This window comes from Streptomyces sp. CA-294286, assembly GCF_050947155.1.
In the GTDB taxonomy this organism is placed as follows: domain Bacteria; phylum Actinomycetota; class Actinomycetes; order Streptomycetales; family Streptomycetaceae; genus Streptomyces.
Genome location: NZ_CP192005.1, coordinates 5,536,936 through 5,552,831, shown reverse-complemented (window position 1 = coordinate 5,552,831; position 15,896 = coordinate 5,536,936). Strand labels below are relative to the sequence as shown.

The window sequence follows — 15,896 nt, the reverse complement described above, 5'->3', positions numbered from 1 at the left end:
TCTACTCTCCTTCTCCTCGGAACGCCGCGTTGATGCGGTCCACGTAGTGCGCTACGAATGTCTCGTCGACCGGCGGGGAGGGGTAGTCGTCGCCGCCGAAGACGGCTCCGCCGACGGGGAGCGCGGCGAACATGCCCGCCAGGCCCTCTTCCGTGAGGCCGTCCACCAGGGCCGCGATCCGGGCCAGCGGGCCCGTCGGATCCGCGGCCGCGGCGGCCAGGGCCCGCTCCCGCCACACGTCGAACGGCACGATCTCCGCCCCACCCCCGGCGCTGCCGATCATCTCGAAGAACCTGTCGAAGGCCGGTGCCTCCGCGTGGACGAAGTCGTAGTCCTTCCCGAGGCGCCGCAGGTCCTCGGTCATCGCCGCGGCGATGGTCCCGCTCAGGTAGTCGACCGGGAGCACGGCCGTGAGGTCGGCCTTGAGCGAGGGGAAGCTGCCCAGGGAGAGGCCGCCGACGATCAGGTTGTGCAGGAAGTCGCCACGGTCGAGCCTGAAATGCCCGGTGCGGGCCGAGGCCGCGACGAACGGCAGCCGGTACACCGAGGCCCTGGCTCCGCGCCAGCGCGCCGCGGCCACCATCTGCTCCGCCTGCCACTTGGAGGTCAGGTAGCCGTACTCCCGGTCGTCCTCGGTGACCTCGTACCCGAGGTACTTGGGCAGCGTGGCGAAGGTCGAGACGAAGTGGAACGCCTTGCCGCGCCCCCGTGAGGCCAGCCGCAGGGCTTCGTGCGTGCCGATCACGTTGGGGCCGACGTAGTCGTCCAGCGGCCGCATCCAGTCCACCATGGCGCCGGCGTGGCAGACGGCGTCGACCTCGTCGGCGAGTTCGTCGAAGGCCTCCTCTTCGAGTCCGAACAGGGGACGCGACAGGTCGCCCACCACGGGGTTGAGCAGCGGCGCGTACTCCTCCTGCCAGAGGCCGTAGCCGTTCAGCGCGTCCACGAGACGCCGCATCGCCGCTCCCTGGTTCTCCGCACGCACCAGGCAGTAGGAGGCGACCCCCCGCTTCAGCTGCTCGTGCAGGAGGAAGGCGCCGACGAAGCCGGTCGCGCCGGTGAGGAAGACCGACTCCGGGCTCGACAGCGGCCCTTCGGCGTTGTCGAAGCGGAGGTCGGGGTCGAGGCAGCCCTTCGCGGCCGTCGTCAGGTCCGGGCCCGGATCACCGGCCCGCGGTGCGGGGGCCGGGGCCGGGTCGGCCGGGGTGTCGAGCCCCGCTTCGAGCAGTTTCTCCAGCAGGAACCCGCCGAGCGCCTTCAGGTTCGGGTGGTCGAAGGCGATCTTGGCAGGCAGTGCGAGGCCCGTCAGGTCGGCCAGCTGGTTGCGCATGAGGACCGCGGTCAGCGAGTCGATGCCGATGTCCTGGAGTGCCAGGTTGACGTCGACGTCGTCAGGAGAGGCGAACCCGAGGGTCTTCGCCACCTGCTCCCTGACCACGCCCAGCACCACGGCCGCGTACTCCTCGGGCGCGGCCTCGGCCAGCAGCTTGCGCAGGTCGGTACCGCTGCCGCCGCCGCCCCGGGAGGATCCGCCCCCGTGGTTGCTGAGCAACGTACGCATCAGCGGCGGTATGCCGCCCCGCTCCTCGAAGTAGCGCTGCACGCGGCCCAAATCCAGTGCGGCGGACATGGTCAGCGCGCGGCCGCTCCCGGCCGCCAGCTCCAGCAGTTCCATGCCTTCGTCGGGTGCGAGCCGGTCCAGGCCCAGCTGGGAGAAGCGGACGCGGTCGATCTCGCTGAGGCCGGCCGCCATGCCCTCGCCCTCCCAGGGGCCGAAGGCCACCGAGGTGGCCGGCAGCCCCTTGGCGCGCCGCAGGTGGGCGAGCGCGTCGAGGAAGGAGTTGGCGGCCGCGTAGTTGCCCTGTCCCGGTGCGCCCATGACGCTCGCGATGGAGGAGAACATCAGGAAGAAGTCCAGCTCCGTGTCCTGGGTCAGTTGGTGCAGGTGCCAGGCGCCGTCCAGCTTGGGCAGGAGGACCCCGTCGAACCGCTCCCGCGTCAGGGCCGTCAGGGCGCCGTCGTCCAGGGCTCCGGCCGCGTGGACGACGCCGCGCAGCGGCCGGTCGTCCCCGAAGAGGGCCATGACCGACTTGACGCTGTCGAAGTCCGCGGAGTCGCAGGCCACCACGGTGGCCGCAGCGCCGAGTTCGGCCAGTTCGTCCACGAGGTTCTGTGCTCCGGGGGCGTCCTGGCCGCGGCGCGAGGTCAGCACCAGGTCGCGGGCGCCGTGGGTGTGCGCCAGCCACTTGGCCACGCGTCCGCCCAGGTCGCCGAGGCCGCCGGAGACCAGTACCGCCCCGTCCCCGCCGAGGAACTTCCGCTGCGCCGAGGGGATCAGCACGACCTTGCCCACGTGCCGTGCCTGGGCCATGAAGCGCAGGGCCTCGGACGTGTGCGTCATCGGGAAGGTGCGCAGCGGCAGCGGCTTGAGGCTGCCGTCGGCGAACAGGGCGGCGAGGGAGGTGAGCATCTTGTGGATGAGCTCGGGGCCCGCCTCGGGCAGGTTGTAGACCGTGTAGGCCACACCGGGGTGGTTCTCCTCGATCCAGGACTGTTCCCGCAGGTCGATCTTGCCCATCTCCAGGAACCGCCCGCCGCTGCCCAGCATGGCGAGGCCGGCGTCGATGAACTCCGTGGCCAGTGAGTTCAGTACGACGTCGAAGCGACCGTCGGGCAGGTCCGGGCCGAACTTCTCGACGAAGCCGAGGTCGCGGGAGGAGGCGATGCGCTCGTCGGCGAGGCCCGATTCCCTCAGCGCGGGCCACTTGGGCTCGCTGGCGGTGCCGTAGACCTCGGCGCCGTGGAGGCGTGCCAGTTGTACGGCGGCCATGCCCACGCCACCGGCGGCGGCGTGGACCAGGACCCGTTCGCCCGGTTGCAGGGCGCCCAGTTCGTGCAGTCCGTACCAGGCCGTGAGGAACGTCATGGGGATGGTCGCGGCCTCGTCGAAGGCGAGGCTGTCCGGCATCCGCACCACTTGGCGGGCGTCCATGACGACTTCGGACGCGAAGGAGCCGCGGGCCAGACCGAACACGGGGTCTCCCGCCCTGAGGTGGGTGACGTCGGCCCCGGTCTCGGTGACGACACCGGCGAATTCGAGGCCGAAGGCGGGGATCTCCACCATGCCGAGGGCGTTGAGCACATCGAGGAAGTTCACCCCGGTTGCCCTGACCTCGGCGCGGATCTCACCGGCCGCCACGGCCGTGCGCGGCACGGTCCTCACCTTCAGCGGCTCGTCCAGGCGGCCCTTGGCGGCGATCTCCAGCTGCCAGTTGCCGTCGGCCGGTATTTCCAGATCGCCGCCGGAGCCCACCCGCCGCAACTGCGGTACGAGCACCTCGCCGTGGCGCAGGGCGCACTCGGGTTCGGCCTCCAGCATCAGCGCCGCAGGGAGTGCTCCCCGGTCCGCCTCGTCCCCGGCCAGGTCGATCATGCGCAGCGCCAGTTCGGGGTGTTCGCTGCGGGCGGTGCGCATCAGTCCCCACAAGGGCCCGGCGCCGAGTCCGGAGACCGGGTCGTCGGCACCGGTGCCCACCGCGTTGCGGGTGACCCACACCAGGGGCGGCCTGAACTCGGTCCGGATTGCTTCCTGGAGCTGGGCCAGCGCCTTCGCGGTGAGCTCGTGGGCCTGGGAGGGCACGTCCGCCCCGGAGTCCCACAGGCAGATCAGGCCGTCCAGGTCCTCGGCGTCCTCCAGGTCCGTGACCTTGAGCACCTGTATGCCCGCCCGGCCCAAAGTGGTCTTCACCTCGCGTGCCCACGGCACGTCGCCCGCCGGGCAGAGCATGCCCCAGGAGCCGCCCAGTTCGACGTCGGCGGTGTCGGTCTGCCGCCAGTCGACGGAGAACTGGAAGCGTTCCACGCCGGCCGCGGCGAGGCGGCGCAGCACCGCCCGGTCCACCCGCCGCGCGTGCAGCCGGTGCAGTCGGCCGACGTGCTCCCCCGCGGGGTCGTAGATGTCGAGCGAGGCCCAGAACTCGCCCTCGCCGAGCTCGAACTCGGCGACGTGGACCCATATTTCGGACAGACCCCTCTCGCGCAGCGTCAGCCGCTCGACCTCGAACGGGACGAACAGGTCCTCGCCCGTCGCGTTCTGCAGCCGCTGGGTCAGCAGCAGTGCGTGCATGGCCGAGTCCAGCAGGGCCGGGTGCAGGCCGTAGTGGCCCGCGGTCGGCACCGCGCTCTCCGGCAGGGTCGTCCTGGCCCACACGTCGCCATCCACGTGCCAGGCGTCCTTGATGCCCTGGAAGGTCGGGCCGTAGCCGTATCCCAGCGCGGCCAGGTCGCGGTAGAGGGCGGAGGCGTCGAGAGGCTCGGCGCTCCGGGGCGGCAGCGTGACGCCGTCGCCCTTCTCGTCCTGCGCGGGCACCAGGCGGCCCTCGGCGTGCAGCTGCCAGGCGCCGTCCTCGCCCTCGGGCGAGCTGTAGACCTGGACCGGGCGGGCGTCGCCGACGCGCGGGCCCACGGTGACCTGCATCCGGACCGGCAGGTCCGGGGCGAACACCAGGGGTGCGGCGATGACGACGTCGGCGAGGTCCCAGTCGCCCTCGCCGGTGTTGCCCGCGGCGCTCATCGCCTCGAAGAACGCGGTGCCGGGCATGAGTACGGCGTCCATGACCCGGTGCTCCTGCACCCAGACCGGTTCGTCCGCCGCCACCAGGGTGGTGAACACCGAGAGGTCGGTGCCCGCGACGTCCATGCCGCCGCCGAGGAGCACGTGCTGGGTGTCGTTGAGGCCCGCGCCGATCTGCCGGGACGCGGGCGGCTCGAACCAGAAGCGTTCCCGCTGGAAGGCGTAGGTCGGCAGGGCGACGCGTTCGCCGCCGAACGGCGCGAAGTAGCCGCGCCAGTCGACCGGCACTTCCCGTACGTGCAGTTCGGCGAGGCTGTGCAGCATGACCGGGGCGCCGTTCCCGCCTGGGGTCCCGTCCTTGCCCGCGGTGAGCGACGGCAGCCAGGTGAGCCGGTCCTCGTCGGCCAGGCAGGCGGCGCCCATGCCGGAGAGCACGGGGTGCGGGCCCAGCTCCAGGAAGATGTTCGCGCCCTGCTGGTGGAGGGTGCGGACGGCGTCGCTGTAGCGGACCGCGCGGCGGGTCTGGCGGATCCAGTAGTCGGACCGTTCCAGTTCGCCCGGTTCGGCGAGCCCGCCGGTGGCGCCGCTGACCAGGCCGAGCCGCGGCGGGTGGAACCGTACGGTGTCGGCCACGGACTTGAACGCGGCCAGCATGCCGTCCATGTGGTGCGAGTGGAAGGCGTGGGACACCGTCAGCGCCGTGGCCTTGCGGCCGAGGTCCACGAAGTGGGCGGACACCGCTTCGACGGCGTCGGTGTCGCCGGAGACGACGGTCTGGGACGGTGTGTTCAGGCCCGAGACGTCCACCTTGCCGTGCAGGCCCAGCGCGTGAATGGCCGCTTCCGTCTCGGCGCCGTCGGCCTCCAGTGAGGCCATGGCGCCCCGGCCGGGCAGGGCCTGCATCAGCCGGCCGCGGGCCGCCACGAGGCGGCAGGCGTCGGGCAGGTCGAAGACCCCGGCCACGTGGGCGGCCGCGAACTCGCCGATGCTGTGTCCGAGCAGCAGGTCCGCCTTCACCCCCCAGCTCTCCCACAGCCGCCACAGCGCCACTTCCAGGGCGAACAGGGCGGGCTGGGTGAAGTCGGTGCGGTGCAGCAGGGCGGCGTCGTCGCTTCCGGGCTCGGCCCACATGACGTCGAGCAGCGGCCTGTCGAGCTCGGGGAACAGGGCCGTGATCTCGTCCAGCGCTGCCCGGAAGACGGGCTGGGCGTCGTACAGGTCCTTCCCCATTCCCGGCAGCTGGCTGCCCTGGCCGGTGAACAGGAGGGCCACCCGGGACCCTTCGGCCCGCTCCCCGCTGCGTACGGAATCGGCGGGCAGTTCCCCGGTACGGGAGAAGGAGGCCAGCTTGTCCAGGAGTTCGGCCTTGTCCTTGGCGGTCAGGACGAGGCGCTTGCGGAAGTGGCTGCGGGTGGTCGCCAGGGAGGCGGCCACGTCCCCGAGGCGGTCGTGGATGTTCATGCCCATGTGCCGGTGCAGGTTCCCGGCCTGCTCCCGCAGGGCCGCGTCGGTGTGTCCCGACAGCACGAACGGCAGGGTGGGCGGCAGCGGCGCCGCCGGGACGGCGTCGGCGTCGCGGGCGGTGCGCCGCGGCGGTTCCTCGACGATGACGTGGGCGTTGGTGCCGCCGATGCCGAAGGAGCTGACGCCGGCCCGGCGCGGGGTGTCCTTCGCCGGCCAGGGGCGCTCCTCCGTCACCAGGGCCATCCGGGCGCCCTTCCAGTCCACCGCCGGGGTGGGCTCCGTGACGTGCAGGGTGCGGGGCAGGGTGTCGTGCTGCATGGCGAGCACGACCTTCATCACGCCCGCGAGGCCCGCGGCGGCCTGGGTGTGGCCCAGGTTGGACTTGGCCGAGCCGACCCACAGGGGCTGCTCGTCCGCGTGGCTGCCGTCGAAGACCTCCGCGAGGGCGGTGCCCTCGATGGGGTCGCCGAGCCTGGTGCCGGTGCCGTGGGCTTCCACGTAGTCGATGTCGCCGGGCTGGAGCCCCGACGCGGCGAGCGCGGCGCGGATGACCCGCTGCTGTGCGGGACCGCTGGGCGTGGTGAGGCTGGCGGCGTGGCCGTCGTGGTTGATCGCGGTGCCGCGCAGTACGGCGAGGACGGTGTCGCCGTCGCGTTCCGCGTCGGAGAGCCGCTTGAGGACGACGGCGGCCGCGCCCTCGCTCCAGCCGGTGCCCTCGGTGTCGGCGGAGAAGGACCGGCAGCGCCCGTCGGGCGACATGCCCCGCAGGCGGCTGAACTCGACGTGGAGTTCGGGCGAGAGCATCAGGCTCACCCCGGCGGAGACCGCCAGGTCGCATTCGCCGTTGCGCAGCGCGTTGCAGGCCAGGTGGGTGGTGACCAGGGAGGAGGAGCAGGCCGTGTCCAGGGTCAGGGTGGGGCCTTCGAGGCCGAACACGTAGGAGATGCGGCCCGACATGGTGCCGCCGGCGGAGCCGGGGCCCACGTAGCCGTCCAGGTCGGCCAGGCCGCCGGCCATGGTGAGTCCGTACTCGTGGTAGGCCGAACTCTTGCCGACGCCGATGAACGCGCCGGTCAGACTGCCGCGCAGCTGGTCCACGGTGTAGCCGGCGCGCTCGAACGCCTCCCAGGTGGTCTCCAGCGCCATGCGCTGCATCGGGTCGAGCGAGCGTGCCTCGCGCGGCGAGATGCCGAAGAAGGGTGCGTCGAACCGGTCGATGGGGCTGACGAAGCCGCCGCTGTTGCAGTACGACGTGCCGGGCGTCTCCGGGTCCGGGTCGTACAGCGCCTGGGCGTCCCAGCGGTCCTTGGGCACCTCCACGATTCCGTCGCCGCCGCGTGCGAGCAGCTCCCAGAACTCGTCCGGGGTGTTCGCGTCGCCGGGCAGCCGGCAGGCCATGGCGACGATGGCGATGGGCTCGTCGTGGACGCCGGATCGGCGGGCCGGGGTGATCTCGCGGCTGGTCCTGTCGTCGCCCGCCAGGTGGGCGGCGAGGGCCTTGACGGTGAAGTGCTCGAACAGCTTGGGCGCGGGGACGGGACGCCCGAGCAGTTCTTCGAGCCGCGTCTGCACGCGGACGACCCGCAGCGAGTTGCCGCCGATCTCGAAGAAGTTCTCCTGGGTGCCGATCCGGTCGTGGCCGAGCACCTCCGCCCAGACTGCCATGATGTCCCGTTCGAGCTCGTTGGCGGGCTTGGCCGTGGGGGTGATCGCGGTGACGGGGTCGGGCAGCGCGTGATGGTCGATCTTCCCGTTGGGCGTCAGCGGGAGTTCGTCCAGTTCGACGATGAACGCGGGCACCATGTAGTCGGGCAGTCGCTCGGCCAGCCAGGGGCGCAGGGTGCGGGCGAGGTCGGGCGTCGCGGGTTCGCCCGCGGCGGGGACGTTGGCGAACCGCGCGAGCGATTCCCGGTCCGTGGCTTCGGCGGGGCGCGGGGCGAGGTCCGGGGTCTGGCCCGGGGCCCAGAACACGGCGTCGAAGGTCCAGCGGTCGCCGGAGCGGCTGGGCAGCAGGGCCGTCCGGAGGCCGGCTGCGGCGGCGATGTCTCTGACGTCCTGCGGGTCGACCCACCGCGCGGGTGCCTGCGGGGCGTCGTCCAGGGCCGCCGAGACGCGGCCGTGCACCTCGCCGAGGCGTCCGTTGGGGATGTCCTTCAGTCGCAGCGGGCGGCTGCCGTCCGCGCTCATGCGTGCGCGCAGCCAGTCGGCGTCGAGCCGGTCCGGTTGCCAGGTGCTCTCGTCGCTGGGCTCGGGGGCCTCGGTGTCCGTACCGATGTGCAGGGTGACGTCGTAGCGGTAACGCGTCATCTCGTTGGTGTAGTGGCCGTCGCGCAGGGTGACGTCGACGCGTGCGATCTGCGGGAAGAGGTGCGGAAGGGCGGCGAAGAACGCGGGCGAGAGCGCCAGTTCGCGGTCCCGGCGCATCGCACGCGATGCCTGCCGGGCCAGTTCCCCGGGAGGGATCTCGCCGTTGCCGCGGAACTGGGCGACGTCGGTGTGAAACACGTCCAGCAGGGACAGGTCGCGTACGTCACCGATGAACACCCGGCCGCGCCCGACCGCCCCGGCCGCCCATTGAAGGACCGAGGCCAGATAGTCCGCACTGGGGAAGTACTGGGCCACCGAGTTGATGACGACGGTGTCGAAGGCTCCTTCGGCCACCTCGGGCAGCTCGTGGGCCGAGCGTTGTTCGCAGGTCACGTGCGGCAGTGAGGTCAGGTGCCGGCGGGTGAGGGCCACGGCCTGTTCGGAGGCGTCCACCGCGTGATAGGTCGTGCAGTGCGGGGCGAGGCTGAACAGCATCAGGCCGCTGCCCGAGCCGATCTCGAACACGCTCCGGGGTGCGTACGACAGGATGCGGTGGACGGAGCTCATCTGCCAGTCGCGCATCTCGGCGGGGGAGAACGCCTGGCCGTCGTAGCTGTTGCGCCAGCCCGCCAGGTTGAACGCGGGGTCCTCGGCTTCGGCCTCGTAGGCGACGTCCCAGGCGCCCCTCCACTCCGTCAGCGCGGTGTCGCGGTCCTGCCCCGCCTGCGCGGTGTCCTGCGTCCGTGGCACGTCGCGTACGCAGTAGGCGACGAGTTGCTCGTCGCGGCCGACGACCACGGCGCGGCCCACGTCCTCGTGGCCGGCGACGGCCGATTCGATGTCGCCCAGCTCGATGCGGTGGCCGCGCAGTTTGACCTGGCGGTCGCTGCGTCCGAGCAGGCTGAGGCTGCCGGGTGCCACGAAGCGGGCGAGGTCGCCCGTGCGGTAGAGGGTGCCGTCGTGGAAGGGGTTGTCCGCGAAGCGCAGCCGGGTCTGCTCGGGGTCGTGGTGGTAGCCGCGCGCCACTCCTGCGCCGCCGATGCACAGTTCGCCGGGGAAGCCGAGCGGTACGGGCGAGAGGTTCTCGTCGAGCACGTAGAGCCGGGTGTTGGCGATCGGCTCGCCGATGAGGATCTCGCCGCCCTCCCGCACCTGCCAGACGCTGGACCAGACGGTGGTCTCCGTCGGGCCGTACATGTTCCAGACCTCGGCGCCGACGGAGGTCAGCCGGTCCGCGAGCCCGCGCGGCAGTGCTTCGCCGCCGCAGAGGATCCTCGTCGGTCCGGGCGTGCCCTGCCATCCCGAGTCGAGGAGCAGCTGCCAGGTGGCGGGCGTTCCCTGCATCAGGGTGATCGCGTGCCGCTCCATGAGGGTGAGGAGCGCCTTGGCGTCGATGACCTCGTGGCTCTGCGCGATGACCGTCCGCGCGCCGCAGAGCAGCGGCAGGAACAGTTCGAGGACCGCGATGTCGAAGGAGACGGTGGTGACCGCCAGGAGCCGGTCGGTCTCCTCGCAGCCCGGCCGGCGCCGCATGGAGAGCAGGAAGTTGCACAGCGCGCCGTGGCTGATCTCGACGCCCTTGGGCCGGCCGGTCGAGCCCGAGGTGTAGATGACGTACGCCAGGTCGTCGGCGGACACCTCCGTCTCGGGGTCGGTGTGGCGGGCGGCGGGGTCCGATGGCTCCTGCTCGACGCTCAGACAGCGAGCGGCCCAGGGCCGCAGACCGGCGGGCGCGGTGGCGGGCGTGACGATCAGTGCGGGGTCGGCGGCGTCGATCATGAGGCGGATGCGTTCGGCGGGGAAGGCCGGGTCGACGGGTACGTACGCCGCGCCCGTCTTCAGTACCGCCAGCAGGGCGACCACCAGGTCGATGGAGCGGTCCAGCGCGACGCCGATCAGGTCGCCGCGTCCGACCCCCCTGCCGATCAGGACGTGGGCGAAGCGGTTGGCCCGTAAGTTGAGTTCTTCGTACGTGAGGGTGGTGTCCGCGCAGACCAGTGCGGTGCTGTCGGCGTGGTGCGCCGCAGAGGCTTCGAAGAGGCGGTGCAGGCGGTGCCCCAGCGCTGCGGGGTCGGCGGTGGCGTTGAACTCCTCGACGAGCGCCCGGTGTTCGGCCGCGCCGACGGCGTCCACCGAGGCCACGGGCCGGTCCGCCGTCCGGGGCAGCCGCTCGCACCAGTCGCTGAACTGCTCGGCGAGGCGGACGACGTCCTGGCGGGAGACGCGGGCCGCGTCGTATCGGAAGGCGACCGTGCCCGCCTCGTCCTGGAGGTGCACTTCCAGCGTCGGCCGGTGACCGGCGCCGGGCGGTCCGGGTGGGCCGGCAGGGCTCGGCCCGCCCCAGGAGACGAGGACGTCGGGGGTGAGGGAGCCGCTGTCGAAGAGGTTCCGCAGTGTCTCGTCGCGGCCGATGGCGTCTCGGCGCAGCCACCCGCGGCCCTGGCCGTGGACGAACTCGTGGCTCAGCGCGCCGATGTTCTCCGCGACCGTGCGGTCGCCGTCGACCCGGATCACGAACGGAAGCCAGGGGGCGAACACCTCCCGGTGGACGGGGTCGATCCCCTCGCGGGGCGCCGACATCGCGAGGCGGAAGTCCTTCCTGCCACCCGCCCGGCTCAGGAACACGCCGAGGGCGCCCGCCAGCCGGGCGGCCGAGGACAGACCGTCCTCGGGCTGCTGTTCCCCCGGGGCCGGCAGGCGGCACTGCACGACGACGGGGGCGCCGTCCTGTTCCGTTCCGGGCAGGGTCGGGTCACTGGGAAGGCGGTACGGCTCACCTCCCGCGAGCAGCCGCGTGCGCCAGTAGCCGGCTGCCTTGGACGCGTGGACACCTGTCTCGGTGAGACGGTCGGCCACCTCGTCATCCGGTGCGGACAGCACGGCGCCCGGCGCCAGGCCCGCGGCCGCGACGACGTCGCCGACGGCGACCGGCCGGCCCTCCAGAGTGCTCAGGCGCGTGAGGAGAACGGTGGCGGAGGCGGTGCTGACCTCCAGTCCGGCCTCCTGGCAGGAGACGACCGTGCCGGGAGCCGGGCCGTCCGCGGCCGTGCTGCCGGCACGGGCCGCACGGACGGCGAGGAGACGGCCGCCGATGGTGACCTTGGGCCACACCAGGGGGCTGCCGAAGGGGCCGTGGTCCGTGGCGCGGAGCACGGCGAGGATCCGCTCGGCGTCCTGCCGCCAGTCGATCAGCCCTTCGGCGGGCAGCTGGGTGTGCCGGGAGAAGTAGCGGCGGTTCGTGAGGTCCTGGGGGGTGGCCGTCTCGCGGCCTTCCGCGATCTCGTCGATCAGCCCGGCCAGGCTCGAAACGGCCGCCTCGTCGCACTTGAGGCCCAGGGACAGGGCGCTCTCGCCGGGTTCGACCTGTACGGGTACGCGCTTGAGGACGTCACCGGCGTCGACCCGTGCGTCCATCCGGTGCCAGGTGATGGCGTACTCGCCGGCGCCGTCGACGAGGGCCCAGGAGGGCGCGTGCAGGCCGGAGTATTCGGGCAGCGGCCCGTAGTGGTAGTTGACACTCGCGCGCCGTGCGCACCGCAGCAGCGCCTCGGGGACCACCGCGTAATTGCCGATGCTCAGCAGGACATCGCACGCCCATTGCGGTGCGAGTGCGACGGCCTCGTCCAGTTCGCAGTGCGGGATTCCCGCCTTGATTGCCCAAGAAAGCACCGTCGAGTCACCGGTCACCACAGCACTGATCCGATGCCCCTTCGCAAGAAGGGTTTCTCCACAGCGCACGAGCACGCTTCCGCTGCCGATCAGGATGGAATTCAAAGAAGTCATCGCCCCGTCACTCCGAGTTCATCTCCGGTGAATCCGTACAGCGCCATCCAGCATGCGACGCGTCGGTCTCGTATCGCGTCGCCCTGACAAGCCATAAGTTCCGGCGAGGGAAATTCACTGCCTGCTCGACGGTGATTTCCCAGCCGTGGATCAATTCCCGTGGCGCCCTGGGCACAGAGTGCAGAAGTGCGGAATCGTCGCGTGAGTGCTGTCTCCGATCCCGCTGAACGTGCTCAAGTCTCGGCATGTGGACGACCCACCGCAAGGCGTGACACGGAAGTGCCCGACGCCGCCCGGGTGATTGTCATCACATGTACGAGGCGACTGTACACACACCGACACACTGGCGACCTGAACGCCTCAACAGGCATTGACGGCTTGCCTGTTGGTGCCACAGACTCCCTCTGCGTCAGCCACCGGCAACGTGACGTCGGAGCCTTCGGCGTTACCCAACCCCGCTATGTGGCTCGCGAGTTGCCTGATGCCGACGGTCAACCTGCCCGCCAAGTACCTGCGTTGACGGCTCGCGCCCGGATGAAGGGATCGGCCAGTGTCCGACGAATCGGTCGACCGGCAGCAGGAGCCGGATGCGGTCAACACCTCCCGCGTCTTTGCGTTGTGCAGCGGCGCCAGCTTCCTGGCCTTCCTCGATCTCTCCATCGTCAGTATCGCCTTCCCGGACATTCTTGAGGATTTCCCGGGCACCTCGCTCAACAGCACGACTTGGGTGCTCAGTGGATATTCGGTCATGCTGGCCGCCATGCTCGCGCCGTTCGGACGGATCGCGGACAGCGTCGGCCGCAGAACCGTCTTCCTCTGGTCGCTGGCGGGCTTCTCCCTCGCCTCCCTGGTGTGCGCGGTGGCTCCGTCCATCTGGTGGCTCATCGCCGCCAGGGTCGTCCAGGGGGTGGCGGCCGGCGGAATGATCCCGGCCGCCCTGGGGCTCATTCTGGCGACCACGCCCCGGGAGCGCATTGCGCGTGCGGTGGGCGCCTGGTCCGCGGTCGCGGGGTTCTCGGCGGTGATCGGACCCGCGGCGGGCGGAGTTCTCCTGAGCGCTTTCGGTTGGCGCGCGGTGTTCTACGTCAACCTGCCCCTGTGCGCCGCGCTGTTGATCGGCGGCCTCTCCGCCCTGCCCCGCGACGTACGGGCCGCCGACGCCCGCCTGCCCGACCCGGTCGGGAGCATCGCTCTCGTCCTGGGCATCGCCGGTGCGGTCACCGCACTCACCCAGGGGGACACCTGGGGCTGGACGGACCCTCTGACGCTCGGCCTGGGCGTCGCCGGTGTCGCGCTCGTCCTCGCCACCGTCCTGCGCTCGCGCACACACCGGGCTCCGGCCATCGACCTCCCGGTCTGGCGCAGCCCCGTCTTCAAGATCGCGAGCCTGGGCCTCGGCATGCTCAACGCGACGATGTTCGCGTGGATGCTGGCCGCCCCGCTGTTCGCGGCCCAGATCTGGCACTGGTCGGTACTGCAGACGGCCGCGGCGCTGAGCGTCGGAGCCGTCTCCTCGATGTCGGGGTCACTGGCCGCCGGGCGACTCGTCCGCCCCGACCACCAGGTGAAGGTCGCCGTGCTGGGCGCGCTGCTCTTCGCGGGCAGCAACGCGATCTGGGCCTCCGCCCTGTTCGGGCCCACGCCCAACTTCTGGGGCGGCTGGCTGCCCGCCGCGCTGCTCGGCGGCGGAGGTCTGGGACTGGCCATCACATGCCTGTCGACGCTCGCGGCCAGGACCGTGCCGCCGCTCAGGTTCGCGAGCGGACTCGGCATGACGCTGACCGTGCGGCAGGTGGGTGGCGCGGTGGGCGTCGCGGGACTCGCGTCGATCATGGCGTCGAGCGCGGTGCCCGGAAGCATCGCGTCCTTCCACGCCGTGTACCTCGTCGCCATGGCGGTCAACATCTTGTGCGCACTCGTCCTGTGCGCGCTGTTCACGGCCCTCCGGCCGTCACCGACGCCGCAGGAGCAGACGCCACGGACTCCCCCCGCCGCCCCCGCCGACGCGCCGGGGATCACCCCCGACCGCTGAACGCACGCGCCGGGTCGTCGCGCACGGCACCTCGTGCCGCACGCGAGAACCCGGTTCACCGGCCGGGCTGCCCGCCCGGTCGGTGAGCCGGACCGCCGGCCGTCAGGCGCTCGGAACGCGGATCAGCAGCCCGTCGCCCTGCCCGCCGCCACCGCACAGCGCGGCCGCACCGAGGCCACCGCCGCGACGCTTCAGTTCGTACGCCAGGTGCAGGACGAGCCGGGCACCGGAGGCGCCGATCGGGTGGCCGAGCGCGATCGCCCCGCCGTCGACGTTGACGATGTCCGGGCTGACGCCCAACTGCTCGGTGGAGACGAGGCCGACCGCGGAGAACGCCTCGTTGATCTCCACGAGGTCCAGATCGCTCGGCTGCAACTTCGCCTTGGCCAGTGCGGCCTTGATGGCGTTCGACGGCTGCTCGTGCAGGCTGGCGTCCGGTCCGGCGACGACGCCGTGCGCGCCGATCTCCGCGATCCAGGACAGACCGAGTTCCTCGGCCTTGGCCTTGCTCGCCACGACCACCGCCGCGGCGCCGTCGGAGATCTGCGAGGCCGACCCGGCGGTGATGGTCCCGTCGGCCACGTACGCGGGTCGCAGCTTCGCCAGGCCCTCCACCGTGGTGTCGGGGCGTACGCCTTCGTCGGCGTCGAACACCACCGGGTCGCCCTTGCGCTGCGGAACGCTCACCGGAACGATCTCCTCGGCGAACCGCCCCGCGGCCATGGCTGCGGCCACCTTCTGGTGCGAGGCGGCGGCGAACGCGTCCTGCCGCTCACGGGTCAGGCCCTCGTAGCGGCTGTTGTACTTCTCCGTGGAGACGCCCATGCCCACCTGGTCGAACGAGCAGAACAGCCCGTCGTGGATCATGTGGTCGATCAGCGGTACGTCGCCGCTCTTGAACCCCGCACGTGACTTGCCCAGCAGGTGCGGCGCCTGCGTCATGGACTCCTGGCCGCCCGCCACCACCAGGTCGAACTCACCGGCCCTGATCAGCTGGTCGGCCAGCGCGATCGCGTTGATGCCGGACAGACACACCTTGCTCACGGTCAGCGCCGGGGTACTCATGGGAATTCCGGCGGCCACCGCGGCCTGACGGGCCGGGATCTGCCCCGCACCCGCGGTGAGCACCTGCCCCATGATCGTGTACTCGACCTGCTCGGGCGTCACGCCCGCCTTCTCCAGCGCCGCCTTGATCGCGATGCCGCCCAACTGGGCTCCGGAGAAATCCTTGAGCGCGCCGAGTAGCCGGCCGGTGGGGGTTCGGGCCCCGGCGATGATGACGGATCCGGACACAAGTCCTCCATGGGAAGAAGTTCATGGTCGGTAACTTGCTTACCCTACCCACGAGTTGAACAGCCGCACCGAGCACTGTGAGGCATGGCACAAGTGCCGCCGATCCTCTGATCAGAGGGGGCTGCACATCCGGCACGGTGGCCACGCACTGCCCCCGCGGCACCCCGGGAGACCGACGACCACCGTCCACACCCTGCCGCGCCGCGGTGCGCTGCGGTGCCGTGCGGTGCCGTGCGCTGGGGTGCCGTGCGCTGCGGTGCGCTGCGGTGCGAGCCGACACCTCGCGAACCCGGCCCCCTGGCCGCTGAAGGAGCCCGCGCCCCCGCGCTCCGATCCCCCACGCGTCGACACCCCGGCCGCAGCCGCAGCCGAAGCGACACGTCGACCGAGCCGCCGGCCCGAGCCGCCCGACCGCTCCCCCGACGGAGGCAACGACCCGGGCCT

3 protein-coding genes are annotated in these 15,896 nt (G+C 71.7%); 1 reads left to right on the top strand and 2 read right to left on the bottom strand.

The window, feature by feature from the left end; all coding sequences use genetic code 11:
- Nucleotide 1 precedes the first annotated feature (1 nt).
- Nucleotides 2-12,013, bottom strand: coding sequence for an amino acid adenylation domain-containing protein (locus ACQPZG_RS29215; RefSeq protein WP_433548670.1), 12,012 nt, complete (start codon nt 12,011-12,013; stop codon nt 2-4).
- Between the two features lie 664 nt (nt 12,014-12,677).
- Between ACQPZG_RS29215 and ACQPZG_RS29210 the strand changes: the two genes are divergently transcribed.
- Nucleotides 12,678-14,159, top strand: a complete 1,482-nt coding sequence (locus ACQPZG_RS29210; RefSeq protein WP_433548669.1) for an MFS transporter — start codon at nt 12,678-12,680, stop codon at nt 14,157-14,159.
- A gap of 102 nt (nt 14,160-14,261) precedes the next feature.
- On the opposite strand, the gene ACQPZG_RS29205 is transcribed toward ACQPZG_RS29210, so the two are convergent.
- Complete coding sequence (locus ACQPZG_RS29205) at nt 14,262-15,452, bottom strand: acetyl-CoA C-acetyltransferase (RefSeq protein ID WP_433548668.1); 1,191 nt, start codon at nt 15,450-15,452, stop codon at nt 14,262-14,264.
- Nucleotides 15,453-15,896: the final 444 nt, after the last annotated feature.